Source organism: Stenotrophomonas sp. STEN023 (genome assembly GCF_056760135.1).
Window position 1 is genome coordinate 1 of sequence record NZ_JBRREF010000050.1, and the last position, 19,117, is coordinate 19,117.

Here is a 19,117-nt window from a genome sequence, read left to right on the forward strand (position 1 = left end):
AGGCTTGGGCTGGCTGGGGTTTGGGTATTTTTTGTGCGCGTAGCTATTCAGCACGTGGGCGCAGGCGGCGCTTTGGATGAGCAAAATCCAGAGCCCCGGCCCCCCCCCCCCCCCCCGGGGGCGGCCCCGGCGGCGGGGTGGGGGGGGGAGGGGTGCTTTTTGGCTTTGGCTTTGGCTTTGGAGTTGGCTTTGGCTTTGGCTTTGGCTTTGGCTTTGGCTTTGGCTTTGGCTTTGGCTTTGGATTTGGCTTTGGCTTCGCCTGACCCAGCCCCTCCCAACCGCCCCGCTCCACCCTATAACCACCGCAAACCAATGGTTGCAGCTGCAACCGGGAACTTCATGCAGAATCAATCGCACTGCACTTCTGCCAGCCCGTTCCAGCTCGCCCCATGCCCGAATACCGCTCTAAAACTTCTACCGCTGGCCGCAACATGGCCGGCGCCCGCGCCCTGTGGCGTGCCACCGGCATGACCGATGGCGACTTCCACAAACCCATCGTCGCGGTGGTCAATTCCTTCACCCAGTTCGTGCCCGGACACGTGCACCTGAAGGACCTTGGCCAGCTCGTGGCGCGCGAGATCGAAGCAGCCGGTGGCGTGGCCAAGGAATTCAACACCATCGCCGTGGACGACGGCATCGCAATGGGCCACGACGGCATGCTGTACTCGCTGCCCAGCCGCGAGATCATCGCCGACTCGGTCGAGTACATGGCCAATGCCCACTGCGCCGACGCGCTGGTATGCATTTCCAACTGCGACAAGATCACCCCGGGCATGCTGATGGCCGCGTTGCGCCTGAACATTCCTGCGGTGTTCGTATCCGGCGGCCCGATGGAAGCCGGCAAGACCAAGCTGGCCGACCACAAGCTCGACCTGATCGATGCGATGGTTGCTGCAGGCGATGACAAGGTCAGCGATGAGCAGGTGGCCGCGATCGAACGCAGTGCCTGCCCAACCTGTGGCTCGTGCTCGGGCATGTTCACCGCCAACTCGATGAACTGCCTGACCGAAGCGCTGGGCCTGTCGTTGCCGGGCAACGGCACCGTGGTGGCCACGCACAGTGACCGCGAAGCCTTGTTCAAACGCGCTGGCCGCCTGATCGTCGAGCTGTGCCATCGCTGGTACGGCGGCGAGGAAGCCAACGTGCTGCCACGCGGCATCGCAACGTTTGAAGCCTTCGAAAATGCGATGACACTGGACATCGCCATGGGCGGTTCGACCAACACCATCCTGCACCTGCTGGCCGCTGCGCAGGAGGCCGAAGTGGCGTTCGACCAGCGCGATATCGACCGTCTCTCGCGACGCGTACCGCAACTGTGCAAAGTGGCGCCGAACACGCAGAAGTACCACATCGAAGACGTGCACCGTGCCGGCGGCATCATGGCCATCCTTGGCGAGCTGGCACGCGGTGGCCTGCTGCATACCGATGCCTCCACCGTGCATAGCCGCACGCTTGGCGATGCGATCACGCAATGGGATGTCACCCAAACCCAGGATCAGGCCGTCCATCAGTTCTACAAGGCTGGTCCTGCAGGCATCCCCACGCAGGTGGCTTTCAGCCAGTCCACGCGTTGGCCGTCGCTGGATGTGGACCGCGCTGAAGGCTGCATTCGTGACGTAGCCCATGCGTTCTCCAGCGAAGGCGGCCTGGCCGTGCTGTACGGCAATCTCGCCGCCGATGGCTGCGTGGTGAAGACCGCCGGCGTGGACGAGTCCATTCATGTGTTCGAAGGCAATGCCCGCGTCTATGAAAGCCAGGACGCCGCAGTGAAAGGCATCCTCGGCAACGAGGTGCAAGCTGGGGACGTGGTGGTGATCCGCTACGAAGGCCCCAAGGGCGGCCCAGGCATGCAGGAGATGCTGTACCCAACCAGCTACTTGAAATCCAAGGGCATGGGCAAAGCCTGCGCATTGCTCACCGACGGCCGCTTCTCCGGTGGCACCTCTGGCCTGAGCATCGGCCATTGTTCACCGGAAGCAGCCGCAGGCGGCACCATCGGCCTGGTCCGTGACGGCGACCGCATCCTGATCGACATCCCACAGCGTGGCATCAACCTGCTGGTGGATGATGCCGAACTGGCACGCCGCCGCCGCGAGCAGGACAGCAAGGGCTGGAAGCCAGCCGAAGCACGCCCGCGCAAGGTCACCACCGCACTGAAGGCTTACGCCCTGCTCGCCACCAGCGCCGACAAGGGCGCCGTACGCGACAAGACGCTGCTGGACGGCTGATCGCAGCGATTACACCGGGAGTGGCGGCACTCCCGGTAGCCGGTCCAAGGGACTGAGCAGGCCGCCTGCGCCCCGCCCCAGCACATGCGTGTAGATCTGCGTGGTAGCGACATCCTTGTGCCCAAGCAGCTCCTGCACAGTGCGGATGTCATGGCCCGCTTCCAGCAGATGCGTCGCAAACGAGTGACGCAAGGAATGGCAGGTTGCAGGCTTTACGATGCCTGCAAAGACCCGCGCCGATTTCACAGCATGCTGCAACCGCTCTTCACTGACGTGATGCCGACCGATTGCATTGGTTCGCGGATCTGCAGATAGACGCATGGATGGAAACAGGTATTGCCAGCCTGGCTCAATATTCGCATTCGGATACTTGCGTGCCAGCGCATCCGGAAGCTGTACTCGCCCCATTCCTTCGTCGATATCCGCGCGGTGTATCAGCAACGCCCGTTCGCGCTGCCCCAGCAAACGCTCATAAAGCGACCTCGGTATCGGCACGCGCCGATCCTTGTTTCCTTTGCCGCTTCGCACACAGATTTCATTTCGCCCAAAGTCCACATCCTTGATGCGAAGCCGAACACACTCCATCAACCGCATACCGGTGCCATATAGCAACTGCGCCATCATTGCCGTTTGTCCCTCGGGAATGGCTCGGAGCAGCCGCGCAACTTCCTCCTGCGACAAAACAACCGGTAGACGACGTGGCAGCTTGGCGCGCACCACCTTGTCCAGGCGCGGCAGCTCAATGTCCAGCACGACGCGATAGAGAAACAGCAATGCTGACAACGCCTGGTTCTGGGTAGAAGCAGACACGTTTGCCACTGTCGCCAGCCGAGTCAGGAAAGCCCCTACCTCAGCAGCGCCAAGCTCCCTTGGATGACGCTTGCCATTGGCGAGAACAAACCGGCGTATCCAACCCACATACGCCTGCTCGGTACGCAAGCTGTAGTGCCGCACCCGGATATGCTGCCGGACCTGATCCAGCAATCGCGGGGGGTTGGCTGCTGTTACGCCCTCGGAGACGGGGGTGTATTCCATATTGCGGCTCCAAAGCGGTGATCAGCCTGGATACTGGGTTGGCTCCGCAAGAGCAAGAATCACGTAAACGGTTGTTTTTTGTGAGAATTTTCGGGTTTAAAAGTGAGTTTGAAGTGGGCATACTCGGCGTTATGCCGCTTTTAGGCGGTCTACTAAGAGTTACGCCCTTAAGAAGGATTACGGCATGCGAATAGAAGAAATCTTGAGCCCCGGCTACGCGCCGAGAGTGAGTGTACATCTGGACACAGTAAAGAAAGAGGATAAAGATGAGGTCGCAGGCATGCTGCGCGGGCTCATGTGTTCGATTGAAGGATGGGGCTCAATCAGCGGCCTAACTAATAACAAGTTCTCCGCCAAGAGCCCAATCATCCTTAATTTTTCTTCTATAGACAATGCACACTATTTTAAATCCTGTGTTGAGTACTACTTTTCAGATGAAATCCTGGCAAGGCTCCGCGTTGCGAAGCGAGTGTATCGAGCCTAACAGTTCATTCAAGCCGACGCCGCTTCGCGGCGCGGCTTAATTCCAGAGTTAGGCATCAGATGGACACCACCTCAAAACCATCACCGTACCGCTGGAGGACTGCCGTACGCCAGCACTTGCCCTGGTTTCTTATCGACCTTGGCATCGCAGACAAAGGTATGGATTGCGAGGCAGTCGGTGGGGCGCACGCTTGGTACAACATGGACGACAAGAGCAGCGGATGCTATCACTGCAAGGTCGCTCGGGCCGGTCGCCTGTGGGAGTCGGCTGATGCCTAACAATTCATTCAAGCCGAACCCGCTGCGCGGGTCGGCTTAATTCCAGAGTTAGGCGGCGGTGTGCTTGGTTGGCTGGCCCTTCTTCTTTCGGCAGCCACATCGGCAAGTCACCGGTCGGCTCCGGGTAACAGTTCCAACTGTTCCTAGCGCCGGTAGGCCCGCCACTTCGCCTTACGCTTCACTGTCCTGCCGCAATCATTTCATCACACTTCGGCGGCAGCGCTCGGCAAGGCTTCTCGGGCAAGCTCCATCCCGCGAGCTGTGGCATGATCGGTTCGCGTTAGGTTGCACAAGCAAGGCAGCGTTGGTCCGAGGGTTGGTAAGTGGCCACAGCCGCCTAACAGTTCATTCAAGCCGAACCCGCTTCGCGGGTCGGCTTAATTCCAGAGTTAGGCTGCTAAGCTGTTAACTGAAGACGGAAAAGGAGTGCTTCGTGATCAAGCTCCGCTTTGATGGCGCGAATATATATGTCAGATCTGGCCTCATTTTATTAGGCATAGCCGTCGTCGCCGCTTCTACTCTGCTATTCATGCGCCCCACAGCAGTACCAACAAGACTTCTGCTTGTCTGGCTTACTTCCGGGAGTTTATTGGGCGGCATAGTTCTCTACTTCATAGGTCGTGTTAGCTACGTAGCCAAACGTCGTGACGCAGCCTAACAGTTCATTCAAGCCGAACCCGCTGCGCGGGTCGGCTTAATTCCAGAGTTAGGCTTGCCCCATGTATATCGAGCGTGTCCGTCAAGTCGATTCAAGCGAATCCAACGAGTCCGGCCTGTACGACTACTACTACGAGTACGACACCTACCGATTCACTGAGGGTACGGTTTGTTTCGTCGTCCGCAGCTACACCGACGAACCAGATGAGGCACACTTCCTTAGAGTCGAGGAAAGCGGAAACCGGCGTGCCTTAACCAGTGGCGATCTTTCACACCCTATTTTCCACATGGCGCATGATCACCTACGCGGTGAGGGCAAGGTGCATATCCGGTGGCTGAGTGGCAAAGGAAACGGGTATGAATCGCTGTAAGCAGGCTAGCAACACGAGGCCTAACCGTTCATTCAAGCCGACGCCGCTACGCGGCGCGGCTTAATTCCAGAGTTAGGCGCGCATACCATTTTTCCATGAGAACACCAGACGCTTACGCTGTACTGATCAAGGAACTGGAGGCAATGAGGAGGCTTCCCGCTCCCGATTTGCTCGCGCTGATAGGTGCACCTGCCAAGGTGCGCGCCTTAGACATCTCTGGAGAGATGATTGAGTTAGAGCTATCTGTCTCTTGGCTCAAGGACACTCGTGATGCAGTCTGTATCATCGGCCATGCACGCGGCCCAAGTACCTGGCACACCGAGCACTTGCAAGAGAGCATCACAGTTCTAATTCCTTCTGGCGTAGCCGATGGCGCCTAACAGTTCATTCAAGCCGAACTCGCTTCGCGAGTCGGCTTAATTCCGGAGTTAGGGGGTAGTGACAGTTTATGGATTGGGGCCATGTGCTCTTTGCAGCAAAGCAAGGCATTCCCGGGCTTCTCGTGCTTGCCTCCATGCTCCCGATCTTTGCTTTGGCTGCTTCAGCCGGCCGTAGGTTGCGAGCATCCTCTGCCAGCCTCAGTTGTCTCGCGGCCTTCCCGATCTCGTGCCTACTGGCCGGTCTCCCTGGCATTGAAACATCGCAAGTCGGCGGCGTTATTCCGCTGGCTGGTCTTGCTGTGACCGTCGCGTTGCTCGTTCCCTCGGTCTTGGCGCTGCGCTGGCGCTGGTTCGGCCTGCTTCACCTACTCACCGTGGCCGCGGGGGCATATCTGTGGTTTATCGGCGCTCTGGCAATCAGCCATGACGCCACGTAGGCTACCCCCTAACAGTTCATTCAAGCCGAACTCGCTTCGCGAGTCGGCTTAATTCCGGAGTTAGGCCCCTTGGGAAGAACCACCGGCACTTCAACAAACCGCAGACGGCTTCTCACCAGCGAAGCCGCAGTCTGTGTCTACTGCTTCAAAGAGTTCGCACCAAGCTCCATTTTTGAGTGGTGCGATGAGGAAGATAAGACCGCAGTCTGTCCACACTGCGGAGTAGATGCGGTTGTTGGTTTCGATGGGCCAGTTGACCGCATCTGGCTAGAGTCTGCTCATCGCCGAGCTTTTGGCTAGCATGGGCCCTAACAGTTCATTCAAGCCGAACCCGCTGCGCGGGTCGGCTTAATTCCAGAGTTAGGCGCGCATACCATTTTTCCATGAGAACACCAGACGCTTACGCTGTACTGATCAAGGAACTGGAGGCAATGAGGAGGCTTCCCGCTCCCGATTTGCTCGCGCTGATAGGTGCACCTGCCAAGGTGCGCGCCTTAGACATCTCTGGAGAGATGATTGAGTTAGAGCTATCTGTCTCTTGGCTCAAGGACACTCGTGATGCAGTCTGTATCATCGGCCATGCACGCGGCCCAAGTACCTGGCACACCGAGCACTTGCAAGAGAGCATCACAGTTCTAATTCCTTCTGGCGTAGCCGATGGCGCCTAACAGTTCATTCAAGCCGAACTCGCTTCGCGAGTCGGCTTAATTCCGGAGTTAGGCCCCTTGGGAAGAACCACCGGCACTTCAACAAACCGCAGACGGCTTCTCACCAGCGAAGCCGCAGTCTGTGTCTACTGCTTCAAAGAGTTCGCACCAAGCTCCATTTTTGAGTGGTGCGATGAGGAAGATAAGACCGCAGTCTGTCCACACTGCGGAGTAGATGCGGTTGTTGGTTTCGATGGGCCAGTTGACCGCATCTGGCTAGAGTCTGCTCATCGCCGAGCTTTTGGCTAGCATGGGCCCTAACAGTTCATTCAAGCCGAACCCGCTGCGCGGGTCGGCTTAATTCCAGAGTTAGGCCCCAGGGAGGTTCCATGTCGAGCTTTGGAAGCTGCTGCAGCGATATGAGAGATGCAATGACATCGCCGCCAGAGAAGTTGCTGCGTGTTGAGGACAACGGCGTTCTGTACTTGGCAGTCGGGTACGTCAGCACAGACCAAGGTGTCGGCTGGTTTGATCAAGCTGTCATGTACTGCCCGTTTTGCGGCACAACTCTTCAATCGCGCGCGGAGATACAACGCCATGCTGGGGCCTAACAGTTTATTCAAGCCGAACTCGCTTCGCGAGTCGGCTTAATTCCGGAGTTAGGCCGCGCATGAAAAGCTCTGCAATCGAGATGTTCGATCCTTCAGTACATCGAAACCACATGCCTGACGTCCCAGCGCCGGAGCCTGCTCGAGAGGTACTTGTTATTGCAATCGCCAAATTCAGGCTAGAGTTTTTGTCAAATGCTCAGCTTGAGGCTGCGATCGCGTACTTCCAGAAGCCCTCTAACTCTACGCGCCAGTGTTCTGCTGGCGGTGACCACTGGGAATTTCAGCCTTGGCAGAGCCGGCTACCCGCCGGTATCAACAATGCACACAACCGGCCAAAGGTGCTCGCAGCTTTGGTCGCAGCCAGACGCTTAGCCAATGCCAGCTTGCCGTAAGCACGCGCCGCGGCCTAACAGTTCATTCAAGCCGACGCCGCTACGCTGCGCGGCTTAATTCCGGAGTTAGGCGCCATATGCGGATTGCAAGAGACTTCTTCTCTAGAAGCCCTATCGACCAACAGTCCATCTGCGAGAACGCATGGTGCGAAGCTTGCGGTGAAGCAGATGTTGGCCTCGATAACCCTGTGGAGTACGAGATCCATGGTCGCATTTTCGTTGACGGCGTTTGCACCAGATGTAGCGGCAACATCAGTACTGAGCTCAAGGAGATCGTTGCTCGTGGCTAGAGGTACAGCAGCCTAGATGGCGCCTAACAGTTCATTCAAGCCGAACCCGCTTCGCGGGTCGGCTTAATTCCAGAGTTAGGCGCTACAGACATGTCCCAGTTCTTGTTGGTACAAAGCGCGGAACCATCCACCGACGTTGCCGGCGTCAGCTTTCATGCGCTATCAGACGAGCTACTAGTGCAAGCAGCCTCGCACAATTTCGGAACGCCTTTCGTTTGGAGCTTGACCGACGAGTCAGGCGGCATCGACTCGATGTCAGATGCGGCAAAGGACGCAATAGCTGCTGGCGCGGAACTTCAGGACACGCTCCTAGGCCAACTTCTACTGGAGCAGATTGAGCTCGGCAGGGATTTCTGCCTGTTCTGGGGCGACGATTTTCAGAACTTGCCAACTCTGCGGTATAGCCACGAACTTATGGCTATCATCAGCGAACAGCTCCACTCGGATGGTGCATGGAACTGGGAAATATATGCTCGCTGGAAGAGCACCGAGGCCAGTAGCACCTAACAGTTCATTCAAGCCGAACCCGCTACGCGGGTCGGCTTAATTCCGGAGTTAGGCATGTATCTGAGAGATCTCGCAGTCGGAGCCACCTGGATCACGCACACGGAGGAACGTGTCGCGTTCAACGTCACCACGCTTTGCGTAGAGCTCGAACTCCTATGTGCCTTGCCACGCCGCAAGATAGTTCTAGACAATCTCGCCAAATTAAATGTCTTCGTCGGAGAGCAAGGGCCGGACGGTGTTGATTACGACAAATGGCAGGGCATTGGCAACGTGTACGTTCCGGATTTCAACTTCGGCGAGTACTTTTCTCTCGCCCGGACTGAACAGCAGGAGGCCATTCTCCGGCTGTACCAGGAAGCAATCTTCTTGGTGGCCGAACGAACCGGTTCCGACGCAACGCTTTGCTATTCCACGATAGACAAAGTCAGGTCGCTTGGGCTACCGCTGCCGGACATCTCGGTGCAGGAGTACCTAGGTGCATTTCGGCGTGGCGCTTCCAAGGCACATGCCTAACAATTTATTCAAGCCGAAGCCGCTTCGCGGCTCTGCTTAATTCCAGAGTTAGGCATCGTATACACGCTCCCGCGAGACAACACACCAACTCACCGTCAGCCCATATGACCCATTTGTATCGCTACATACCAATTTGGCGTCGTGTACAAAGCGGCGCAGTTCTTTATCGCGTCTTTGAGGTCATCGGTATTGGATTCACCGTTCAAAGCAAAGACTACTTCCACGCAGGCGCACCGGTTGGCGCTACGGCATCACTGGAAGCACAATTCTTGGAGCTACTAATTGAGCAAGATCCACATCACCGGTTTGGGACTTCATCAACGATTGAGGCGGCGGTTTTGGCATTCGACCAGTACTTTGAGTCTACCGCCGATGCCTAACAGTTCATTCAAGCCGAACCCGCTACGCGGGTCGGCTTAATTCCGGAGTTAGGCGGCGGTGCGTTTGGTTGGCTGGCCCTTCTTCTTTCGGCAGCAACATCGGCAAGTCACTGGTCGGCTCCGGGTAGCAGTTCCAACTGTTCCTGGCATCGGCAAGTTCGCCACTTCGTCTTACGCTTCACTTCCCTACCGCAATCATTTCATCGCACTTCGGTGGCAACGCTCGGCAAGGTTTCCGGGGCAAGCTCCATCCCGCAAGCTGTGGCATGATCGGCTCGTATTGGGTTGTGCAAGCAAGGCAGCATCGGTCCTGGGCTCAGTCAATGGCCACCGCCGCCTAACAGTTCATTCAAGCCGAACCCGCTTCGCGAGTCGGCTTAATTCCGGAGTTAGGCGGCGGTGTGTTTGGTTGGCTGGCCCTTCTTCTTTCGGCAGCAGTATCAGCAATTCACCGGTCGGCTCCGGGTAACAGCTCCAACTGTTCCTGGCAGCGGCAAGCCCGCCACTTCGTCTTACACCTCACTGCTCTGCCGCAATCATTTCATCGCACTTCGGCGGTAGCGCTCGGCAAGGTTTCCGGGGCAAGCTCCATCCCGCAAGCTGTGGCATGATCGGCTCGCATTGGGTTGCACAAGCAAGGCAGCATTGGCCCGGAGAGCGGTAAGGGCCACAGCCGCCTAACAGTTCATTCAAGCCGACGCCGCTACGCGGCGCGGCTTAATTCCAGAGTTAGGCCTCAATAGGAGAATCAACCTGTGCCACTGAAGGAAACAGATTTCTTGATTGATGTGTGGTCAGTTGATGGAAGCAACAAGGTACACCCATACAAGGGAGAGCGCGGCGATAAGAAAGGCTTGTTCAGTGTCAACTTCACCAACGACACGAACAACTACCAAGGGATGACCGAGGCTGATCTTCGGACAGCGATCACATCGGGAAAATTCAGAGATCGCGGAACGATTCGTATGCTTCCTCTAGACACGAAGCCAGGCGCCGACCGCAATGCCTTCTCTCCTCAGTTCTATCAAGGTAAGTCGGTCAAAGATTTCTGATGGAGATTCACAGGGTCTGTCCTTTAGGCCTAACAATTCATTCAAGCCGAAGCCGCTTCGCGGCGCGGCTTAATTCCAGAGTTAGAGCCCAATGGGAGTATTCGATCACTCTGCAGCAACACTCCGGTTCTTCGGGGAGGATCTTGTGCCCGATGAGATCAGCACGCTGCTCGGCACAAGCCCAACCGAGGCATGCCGTAAGGGCCAAGAACTTATTGGTAGCAAAACCGGCACCATTCGCACTGCCAAGACTGGGAGCTGGCGGCTCAAGGCAGCTCGTCGCGAACCTGAGGATTTGGACGCACAGATTTTTGAGATTCTTGACCAACTCACACAAGATCTGACCGTCTGGGAGTCATTGGCCCGCTTCCAACCTGATTTTTTCTGCGGCCTGTTTATGGCTAGCAGCAATGACGGTCTACCTCTCTCCGCACAAACTCTGCTTTCTCTCGGCCAAAGAGGCATTGCGTTGTGCCTGGACGTTTATGATGTCGGTGACCAAGGTTCTCGTGTTGGGCCCTAACAGTTCATTCAAGCCGACGCCGCTTCGCGGCGCGGCTTAATTCCAGAGTTAAGCCTGCTATGAAACCACTAGTAGTCCCACCTGCAGCGCAACGTGACGACAAAGCGATCCAGATGCTAAGCGCTTGGATTGCTGAGCAAGGCCAGCATTGCTCGATCAGGGTGGGGCTCTGGCAGGACAACGGCCGTGATGAAGCTTCTGCTTGGGGTGTTTTCCTCGCAGACACCATTCGACACATAGCCAATGCGCTTCAAGAGCGATATGGGCAGCCCCCATCTGACACCATTGCTGCAATCATGGAATCACTCCATGATGAGCTGAGCGATCCAACTTCTGATGCCAAAGGCACCTTTAGTCATGGCCATGGGTAACCGACCGAACAGTTCATTCAAGCCGACGCCGCTGCGCGGATCGACTTAATTCCGGAGTTAGCGGGCATGCGGAAATTGTCGAAAACTGTCGCTTTGCTAGCAGCAACTTTGACAGGCTGCGACAGCATTGATATCACGGAGACCTCATACCCTGACATGGCGGCAGCAGCTTCGCGCGGTGGCATTTCAAGTGGCTGGATTCCCGCGTGGCTCCCCGCCAGCTCAACTAAGCTTCTCGAGATCCATAACATCGACACAAATGAGAGCGCCCTAGCATTCAACATCAAAAACAGCGGTAACTGGCGTCCCCCGAACCAATGCCAGGCTGTCCTGGCGGCTGCAGTTGTCCCATCACGATATCGTCAGCCTTGGTGGCCGGACCCGGTCGAGCTAAACAGCTCGTATACGTTCTATAGTTGCCCAAGTGATGTATCACCCACTTCCATGTTTGTTGGCATTCACAAAGGGGGCGCCCGCGGAGTGCACTGGCGCGTCTCTGCCCGCTAACAATTCATTCAAGCCGAACCCGCTGCGCGGGTCGGCTTAGTTCCATAGTTAGGTGGCCAGGGGAATTTCATGCGGATCACAATCTAGTGCATTGGGATCGTCCAATTGGCTGCTGGCATACTGCAGCTATGGTTCGTACTGTGGGCCGGAGAGGCCTCGCAACATCTCGGCTCGTCCATCCTTAAGCGCGGCGATATCTCTCACTGGATTGTCGACAAATCACAACAATCCGCAGCAGCCTCTCTACATCAGGCAACGCTTCAAGTTATCGACACGCTGCGCTTAAGCCTAGACGTTCACTTTCTTTTTGGCGCACTTTTCATTGCACTTGGCTGTGCAACGTTCTGCATATACTTCCTTAGCGCCCAGCGTCTGCGCCCCGGGGGGGCGCCTAACAGTTCATTCAAGCCAAACCCGCTGCGCGGCTTGGCTCAAATCCGGAGCTAGGCCCCATGAGGAATATCGCAAAATTCCTGCTTCTTTTCCCGCTTACGGCTGGCGCCTCGTCGGCGAAGGATTGGCTAGTGCAAGCTCCCGCTTCTGCGGGCACTTGGCGTGATTGGTCAACTATTCCCACGGATTCGTTCTTTGAGGTTCCCGCATCACGACTGGCCACGGCCGAAGCTTGGCTAGCTGACAAGACATTTCTTGCTCAAGAGCAGAGGGACCTTGTGTACTTTGGCCGACCCAGCTTCAAATGCTCCGATAGTGACAAGCCCTACTTGGTTCGGGCTCAATACGTAAATGGGGGCACTGGCAGATTCGACTTGTGGTGGACTCAGAATGGAGATCTGGTGATCTCACACGCGTCACTCGGCCCGAACGGACCTCCAATCAAGTCCGCGATTGTTGCCTGCCTATCCAAAGATCCGACGGCTGTTTTCAGTTCCATCTCGGGCGCTCTATGATGCCTAACCATTCATTCAAGCCGAACCAGCTGCGCGGGTCGGCTTAGTCCCGGAGTTAGGCCATGAGATGGCTCCTGCTCATCATGTTCTTCGGCTCCATCAGCGCGTGTGGCAAGGTCTCGGAGGCTTCCGCAAGAGAGATCGCTTGCAAGCGTTTGAGCGCGCTTCCGGAAGGGCCAACACTAAAGGGCCCGGCACTCTGCTCTGCACTTGAGGTCTCAGCTCACACGCGTGGCGTGTTCCTAGCCGAGTTTCACGACGAACAACAGAACAAATTGTGGGCGATAACCGTTTCCAGGTCTGGTGAGTCCGAGATAAGCACCATGCCCGCCAATGAGTAGTAGGCTATGGCCCAACAGTCCATTCAAGCCGACGCTGCTTCGCGGCGCGGCTTAATTCTAGAGCTCGGTGGCAATGGCAATATCGACGAAAGTGCGGATCTACGCGGACTTCAACGGCCTCGTTTGCGGCGTTGTTGACCCCAGCCGTACCGCCGTCGTCTTGGACACGTTCGGTAGCATTCGGGATCTATCAAATGCTGGGACTGTACTGTCAATTGGTTTGCCGCTCGTAACCTACGATCAGTCCGATGAGACTGAGGACCTAGAGGGGCATGGCATCGCGCAGTACGACCACAAGCGTCGATGGTGGGTCGTTGAGTTTGACGAACAGGGAGTTAGACATGTTCCAGCAGCCGGCCAAACGTCTGTGGAGACATTTCATTGCGTTCGTTGCGGTCTGGCTGTAGACGGAGTTGCTTACAACACGATTGGCAGGCCCAGGTTCTGTTGCGCAAACTGTGGCGCGGATGTTCTGGCGGCAGTTGCGCCACCATGCGCAGCCACCTAGCCATTCATTCAAGGCGAATTCGCTTCGCGACTCGGCTTGATTCCAGAGTTGGGCCGCCAAGGATAGGTTATGCAGGTCATCGTTCTCGCAATAGCACTGTTAGCCCTGTCACCAGCCCCCACGGCCGCTGATGTGGCCGTGCCAGAAAGGTTCGTCGGCGCTTGGGCCAGCAGCCCAGCTTCCTGCGGCTCCGATGTGGACGATCTGGCGCTCCGCCTGGCCCCGCGCCATATCTACTACTGGGAGAGCGATGGCCCAGTCAGGTCAGCAGTGATGCGCGGTGACGAGATTGCCTTGATTGTGGAGCTCTCAGGAGAGGGCGAGACTTGGCTCGCAGCGGCAAAATTCAAGCTGTCGTCGGATGGGTGCATGCTGACAGACAACACCGGCACTCCAGGCAATAAGATTGTCAGGTACCGCTGCTCAGAATCAGCCGGCACGCGGGCTGATTCCGAAGTTGCGCCTGCATGACAGACTCCCGCAAACCTGAGATTACTTTCGCAGCTGCGAGGGTGCTTGCGTCCAACAATTGCAGCAAGCTCTCAGACGATTACCTGGAAGCAGAGCACTGCTGGATATTCTTCAGCCTCGACCGCGGCGATTGGGCCACCGCCGTATCACGGCATGGCCGAGTCAGCTTGGTATACGATTTGCGGGATGACCCACAAAAGATGCGGGAGTACCTGTCCATGTTTTCTGCGTACTGTACGGGCAACAAAGAGGTTGCGGATGGGCTACTGCGGGATTTCATGCGCAAGTACCATCCCGCCAGGGCCTAACAGTTCATTCAAGCCGATGCCGCTACGCGGCGCGGCTTAATTCCGGGGTTGGACTGAGAAATGCAGATGTTCGAGTGGCGCAAGCAGCGTTGGTATCGCTATCTGGTAGTTGTCGCCACGATTATTGCGATAGCTGTTCTAGCCTCCCATCCCGAGTTGCGACTGTTGTTGCCACTCGTTGATGCGCTTGGGTTGGACCTCTTTGTCTTCCTGATCGGCTCCCAGGTCTACACGTTCGTGCAGCCTCTGGCTACGTCGTTCCATCGAGCGATTCTCCGGCCAACACTCCACAGAGCGTTTTCAGTAGCCATGTTTCTACTGGGAATATCAGGTCCTTATCCAGAGGCGCACATGGTGATGCCAAGGCCACTTTGCAGATTTGCGGCCTGACCATTCACCCAAGCCGAACCCGCTTCGCGGTGCGGTTCAATTCCAGAGTTGGTTCTCACATGAAGCAAGTATGGCTCGTTCTATTGCTAGTTATGACATCTACTTCAGGCTGCTCTCCTTCCGTAGATGGCCGCGAGTCGTTTGGAGACAAGCGCGAATGGTCGATTCTCCAGTCCCGCGAGTACGGCGCGCGGCAAGACGTGGTAGCAGCACCTAAGTTCACCAGTACTGATGGTTACGCGCTTTTAGTCGTTCCAGTAGCGACGGATCCAAGAACATATGGATCATGCTTTCCCCTCAGAACCCACCCTTTCACAAGCAATTGCCACAGGGCAACTACACCATTTCTCGTGGCCTTCTGGACGCAGCTTCACGCCAAGGCATAGCATCATCCAGCGTTCAGGAGGTTCTCGCTTCGCATGTCGCAGAGTGAGGCCTAACGATTCACTTAAGCCGAAGCCGCTTCGCGGATCTGCTTGGTTCCAGAGTTGGAGTTCACCAATGAGCTATACGCTTGATCTGATTGTTGGGCCGCTTCCGCAAGACGACAAACAAGCATGGCAACATATCGAAACGCTGTGTGAGTCCTACTACGATGACGCGCGCGAGAAGGCACCTGCACTTGTGCAGCTGCATGCGCTGCTCACTGCCCGGTATCCCTGCCTCTGCAGCTACCCGGATGATGATCCGGAGATGGACAATAGCCCTTGGGCGGACGGGCCCATGATTGGCAACTTTGCCCATGAAATGGGCATGCTCGCGATCTCATTCTCCCGCGTCGACGAGGTCGTCCCTTTCATCATCGCCGAGGCCAACGCACTTGGAATCTCTGTCGCTGACGGGCAGTCTGCGGAAATTCACCGCCCTGGTGGTGGCGCACCGAAGCAAGCTGGAAAAAGAAGCTGGTGGAGATTCTGGCAGTGACTCCTGCCGATCTGCTCGATCCGAAGCCAGAGGTCCCGTCGCTTTGGTAAATGCCTCAAGCTGACGATCGGCCCAGCGCCACTATGGCTTTTCCAGCCGATGCACCAGCCGGCGGCCCTGACGCGCTTGATGATCTGGCGGATTTGCAAGGCAGGCTGGTGGGTATGCGTTCCCAACGCATCACGGTACTTGAGGAGCATGACCTGATACTCCCGTTCCGAAAAATTGCAATGCCTGGCCGCTAGTTCAAGTCAGACCCGCATCGCGGGTCGGTACGATTTCAACGCTGGACCATCCAAACAACATGACTACCCCAACATCCATTCAAGATCTCCGCGCTCGCGTGGGCGCCGGAGAGAATTTTTCCTATCTGCATTTCTGGGGTCATCAACCGCGTCCCGACGGTGCCCCCTCGAACAGCTGCTTCAGTCAGTGGTACCACTCGCCATTTCAGCTGGAGGGCATCAACTACCCAACGGCCGAGCATTACATGATGGCCGAGAAATCCAGATTGTCTGGTGACTCATCAACACGTGAGCGCATCCTCGCAGCCGCGAGTCCTGGTGCTGCCAAGGCCTTGGGCCGGGAGGTCGTTGGGTTCAGCGATACGCTATGGAACAAGCATAGATTTGAGACCGTCGTCGAAGGCAACTACGCCAAGTTCAGCCAGGAGCCAAAGTTGGCCGTCTTCCTATGCGGAACGGGCAACAAGGTATTGGTTGAGGCCAGCCCGGTGGACGCGATCTGGGGTATTGGCCTTGCGGCTGACGATCCTCGGGCCAGTAACCCAAACACGTGGCAAGGCCTCAACTTGCTTGGGTTCGCGCTTATGATCGTGCGTGAACGCCTCACCTCGCAGGCGGGATGACATTACGATCAAGCCGAGGCTGCGCCGTGGCATAACCCAGGGTTGGATCTCGCATGAGTCATTCGCATACTTTTTGCACTTGGCCTTTCAACTTGCCGACCAATACGGCGGTGTTCACCACGCGGCAGGCCATGCAAGGCACGGAGCCTGTGCGCGAGGTCCATCACGATCGCGACGGCGACTGGCAATTCCTCTGCGGCACCACGCTTGAAACCACAGACATGAAGCTCGTCTGCCTTGGTTGCATGTTCGAGGCCGATCCAAGCATTGGTGAGCTCGCAGAAATGCCGCCTGGCTGGTGCGCCACCAGACCCGCCGCAGGCGCGGAATGGATACAGCAACCATTCGAGCCCAAGGATGGAGGCTGAGGGCTGGTTGTGGGCCATACATTCAACCGCGTTCCAGCCTATAGACTGACCCAGCCAGCGCATCCAAACTCCAAGTCGCTGTGTGGCACTTCTATCCAGAAACTGCCCCCACCGCACGCCAAATGGCTGGAAAAGGACACACATGCCGTCGTTAGCCGCCCTTCTGCTGAGCGCACTTGCATTGAGCGCATCTTCCACAGCCTTCGCTTCAAGCGGTGAGCAGCAACTGCCGAGTGCGCCGGCGCCCCTGCTGCCAGCAAGCCCTGCGGTCGCTGGAGCGCCTGCTGCTGGCTACTCTCTCGAAGTTCCGTTATGGGCCGAAGATTCCAAAGTGTTCCTCGACGGCGTGAAGGCGCTCGCTGGAGAAACGTGGTCGTCGAGCCGCCCGACGTATCTGGTCTATTCGCCCAGGGTGAACGCTTCGCGCGCGGCGATTCTGGTGTTCCCGGGTGGTGGCTTCAAGGCGCTGGCGATAGGACCACAGAGCACACTGGGGCCCCAAGGCGCGGATGTCTGCAGATGGCTGACTGACGCCGGCATCACCTGCATTCTGGTGAAGTACCGCGTTCCGAATACCGGCTGCAACTGGAACAGCGTCACCAGGAGGCACGAGCAGCCAGCCATCCCGATGGCGTTGCAGGATGCCCAGCGGGCCATCTCCCTCGTCCGGTACAACGCTGCGACATACGGCATCGATCCGAACAGGATCGGCGTCATGGGATTCTCGGCCGGGGGAAATCTGGCGGTACTTTCGTCTACAGGATTCAAACATCGATCCTACGCGCCAATCGACGAGGCCGATCAACTAAGCAGCCGGCCTGATTTCGCAATACCCGTTTATCCCGGCCACCTGACGATGGAGCACAAGAACAAGACGCCGAAATCCATCGCGGCGCAGCAGTTGAACACCGACATCGAGGTATCGGGCGACGTGCCACCTACCCTGCTCATACATGCCAAGGACGACCCCGTCGATCCGTCCTACTACTCGGAAGTGTACGCGCGGGAGCTGAGGAAGGCTGGCGTGAGTGTGGAGCTGCGGCTTTATGAAACCGGCGGGCACGCGTTCGGCGTCAAGAAGCAGGGCAAGGACACTGATCGGTGGACTGATGATGCGCTGCAATGGCTTGTTGGAATCGGCATTCTTTGACGGCCTTGCAACAACGATCCAAGCTGAGCAGCACATCCCCTTCCCTTCACACCCAGACTGGCCCGTCGCTCAGGTCCATTCTGGTTTCACGCACTGCAAAACCCATGCAAATCTTCAAGCCTTGGCTTCCGATCGAACGCGTACCAGCGTTCCTATCGGGCGTGTTCATCCTGCAGCACGTCGCCGGCGCGATGACGCTCGTCTGCGATGGAAATTTTGAAGAAGGGAAGCTTCTCGTGCTCCGCTTCGAGGGGTTTGAAGCTGTTTGCACGCATGAAGAGTTCTCCCATCAATGGCCGGGTGAATCCGATAGCCCGGTGCTTCCCAAGTCTCCCGGCGGTTCATGGACCTTCCCATTTCTTCAGATAGACAACTCCTTTTGGGCAAAGAGCTCGGTGAAAGCGATCACCTTTGACCTGGTTCCGCAGCATTACTGCATCATCTCTGGTAGCGATATAGTAAATGTGCTCTCAGTTGAACCTCCGGAAGTTACCTGGACCACACCAGCGGAGCTGGAGCTCGTCATGGCCGCTATCGGGAGCTTAGGCGCGGCCTAGAACCTCCTCAAGCCGACCCGGACGTTCGCCACCCAACCACGCCAACGCAACTCCAGAACACTGCATGTCCTCACTTTTCGGTCATATTTCAGTAGGGGTAGCAGCCTATCTCTCCTGCAACCGACTATCGGATCTGCGTGCATTGCGCACAATGCCTCTATTTGTGCTTCTAGCCGTCTGCCCGGATTTTGACTACTTCGCGGTTTGGCTGCTCCACTATTCTGCGGCGCCGCGAATTACCCACACACTGCTGTTCGCGTTGGCCAGCTCGTTGGCGGCTTGGTGGTGCACCACCTCTTGGCGAGAAGCAGGCGTAGCTCACTTGCCATTCTGGGCACTTGCCGCCGCAAGCGCTTCGCATCCGCTATTGGACCTGCTGGTCGGTGCCCATCCACTGCCTTTGCTCTGGCCGCTCGCCGCGCCTGACATAGCCATTGCCTTTGGTGTTCTTCCCAGCGCCGGCCAGCTGCGCATTGGCAACTATTACCTCTGGCGAAACCTGCTGATTGAGCTCGCCATTCTGTTACCGGCACTTGCACTAATGGTGGCCGTTGCAAGACGATGTCCCACTCTCACCATCGCACGTGCGGCAATGCTGATTGCTCCGGTCTGGCTGGCTTTCGCGGCTTGGTCTTTTGGCCTGCAGCGCTGAGTGAATACA

21 protein-coding genes are annotated in these 19,117 nt (G+C 57.1%); 20 read left to right on the plus strand and 1 reads right to left on the minus strand.

The features are described 5' to 3' along the window. Positions 1–389 precede the first annotated feature (389 nt). A complete protein-coding gene (gene ilvD / locus ACVOLV_RS14270) occupies positions 390–2,228 on the plus strand; it encodes a dihydroxy-acid dehydratase (protein WP_481554964.1) in 1,839 nt (612 codons plus the stop codon). Between the two features lie 9 nt (positions 2,229–2,237). Here ilvD and ACVOLV_RS14275 read toward each other — a convergent pair whose 3' ends face one another. Continuing rightward, positions 2,238–3,263: an integron integrase gene (locus tag ACVOLV_RS14275; protein WP_481554965.1), complete on the minus strand. Its 1,026-nt coding sequence runs from the start codon at positions 3,261–3,263 to the stop codon at positions 2,238–2,240. Between the two features lie 184 nt (positions 3,264–3,447). Between ACVOLV_RS14275 and ACVOLV_RS14280 the strand changes: the two genes are divergently transcribed. The 19 genes from ACVOLV_RS14280 (at position 3,448) to ACVOLV_RS14370 (ending at position 19,108) form a co-directional block, all read left to right on the plus strand. Continuing rightward, positions 3,448–3,747, plus strand: coding sequence for a hypothetical protein (locus ACVOLV_RS14280; protein ID WP_481554966.1), 300 nt, complete (start codon positions 3,448–3,450; stop codon positions 3,745–3,747). 997 nt (positions 3,748–4,744) lie between these two features. Beyond that, positions 4,745–5,053: a hypothetical protein gene (locus tag ACVOLV_RS14285; protein WP_481554967.1), complete on the plus strand. Its 309-nt coding sequence runs from the start codon at positions 4,745–4,747 to the stop codon at positions 5,051–5,053. A 448-nt stretch (positions 5,054–5,501) separates the two neighbouring features. Continuing rightward, a complete protein-coding gene (locus ACVOLV_RS14290; protein WP_481554968.1) occupies positions 5,502–5,870 on the plus strand; it encodes a hypothetical protein in 369 nt (122 codons plus the stop codon). 1,317 nt (positions 5,871–7,187) lie between these two features. Then, positions 7,188–7,520 carry a hypothetical protein gene (locus ACVOLV_RS14295; RefSeq protein ID WP_481554969.1) on the plus strand — a complete coding sequence of 111 codons (333 nt, stop codon included), beginning with the start codon at positions 7,188–7,190 and terminating at the stop codon, positions 7,518–7,520. A gap of 380 nt (positions 7,521–7,900) precedes the next feature. Next, a complete protein-coding gene (locus ACVOLV_RS14300) occupies positions 7,901–8,317 on the plus strand; it encodes a hypothetical protein (RefSeq protein WP_481554970.1) in 417 nt (138 codons plus the stop codon). A gap of 54 nt (positions 8,318–8,371) precedes the next feature. Then, positions 8,372–8,830, plus strand: coding sequence for a hypothetical protein (locus tag ACVOLV_RS14305; RefSeq protein WP_481554971.1), 459 nt, complete (start codon positions 8,372–8,374; stop codon positions 8,828–8,830). A gap of 104 nt (positions 8,831–8,934) precedes the next feature. Further along, positions 8,935–9,210, plus strand: coding sequence for a hypothetical protein (locus ACVOLV_RS14310; protein ID WP_481554972.1), 276 nt, complete (start codon positions 8,935–8,937; stop codon positions 9,208–9,210). A 755-nt stretch (positions 9,211–9,965) separates the two neighbouring features. Further along, positions 9,966–10,262, plus strand: coding sequence for a hypothetical protein (locus ACVOLV_RS14315; RefSeq protein WP_481554973.1), 297 nt, complete (start codon positions 9,966–9,968; stop codon positions 10,260–10,262). A 91-nt stretch (positions 10,263–10,353) separates the two neighbouring features. After that, a complete protein-coding gene (locus tag ACVOLV_RS14320; RefSeq protein WP_481554974.1) occupies positions 10,354–10,785 on the plus strand; it encodes a DUF4279 domain-containing protein in 432 nt (143 codons plus the stop codon). A gap of 59 nt (positions 10,786–10,844) precedes the next feature. Then, positions 10,845–11,156, plus strand: coding sequence for a DUF5076 domain-containing protein (locus ACVOLV_RS14325; RefSeq protein ID WP_481554975.1), 312 nt, complete (start codon positions 10,845–10,847; stop codon positions 11,154–11,156). Positions 11,157–11,222: 66 nt separating this feature from the next. After that, complete coding sequence (locus ACVOLV_RS14330) at positions 11,223–11,663, plus strand: YbbD-related protein (protein ID WP_481554976.1); 441 nt, start codon at positions 11,223–11,225, stop codon at positions 11,661–11,663. Positions 11,664–13,489: 1,826 nt separating this feature from the next. Continuing rightward, positions 13,490–13,891 (plus strand): hypothetical protein, encoded by a 402-nt coding sequence (locus ACVOLV_RS14335; protein ID WP_481554977.1) that lies wholly within the window; start codon positions 13,490–13,492, stop codon positions 13,889–13,891. Between the two features lie 368 nt (positions 13,892–14,259). Further along, positions 14,260–14,589 (plus strand): hypothetical protein, encoded by a 330-nt coding sequence (locus tag ACVOLV_RS14340; RefSeq protein ID WP_481554978.1) that lies wholly within the window; start codon positions 14,260–14,262, stop codon positions 14,587–14,589. A gap of 501 nt (positions 14,590–15,090) precedes the next feature. Beyond that, positions 15,091–15,513 (plus strand): hypothetical protein, encoded by a 423-nt coding sequence (locus ACVOLV_RS14345; protein WP_481554979.1) that lies wholly within the window; start codon positions 15,091–15,093, stop codon positions 15,511–15,513. A gap of 304 nt (positions 15,514–15,817) precedes the next feature. After that, complete coding sequence (locus tag ACVOLV_RS14350) at positions 15,818–16,381, plus strand: NADAR family protein (RefSeq protein ID WP_481554980.1); 564 nt, start codon at positions 15,818–15,820, stop codon at positions 16,379–16,381. A gap of 53 nt (positions 16,382–16,434) precedes the next feature. After that, on the plus strand, positions 16,435–16,749 hold the full coding sequence (locus ACVOLV_RS14355) for a hypothetical protein (protein WP_481554981.1): 315 nt from the start codon (positions 16,435–16,437) through the stop codon (positions 16,747–16,749). A gap of 142 nt (positions 16,750–16,891) precedes the next feature. Beyond that, positions 16,892–17,899 (plus strand): alpha/beta hydrolase, encoded by a 1,008-nt coding sequence (locus ACVOLV_RS14360; RefSeq protein WP_481554982.1) that lies wholly within the window; start codon positions 16,892–16,894, stop codon positions 17,897–17,899. Positions 17,900–18,003: 104 nt separating this feature from the next. Then, entirely contained in the window at positions 18,004–18,456 is a 453-nt protein-coding gene (locus ACVOLV_RS14365; protein ID WP_481554983.1) for a hypothetical protein, read from the plus strand. Positions 18,457–18,520: 64 nt separating this feature from the next. Beyond that, complete coding sequence (locus ACVOLV_RS14370) at positions 18,521–19,108, plus strand: metal-dependent hydrolase (RefSeq protein WP_481554984.1); 588 nt, start codon at positions 18,521–18,523, stop codon at positions 19,106–19,108. Positions 19,109–19,117: the final 9 nt, after the last annotated feature.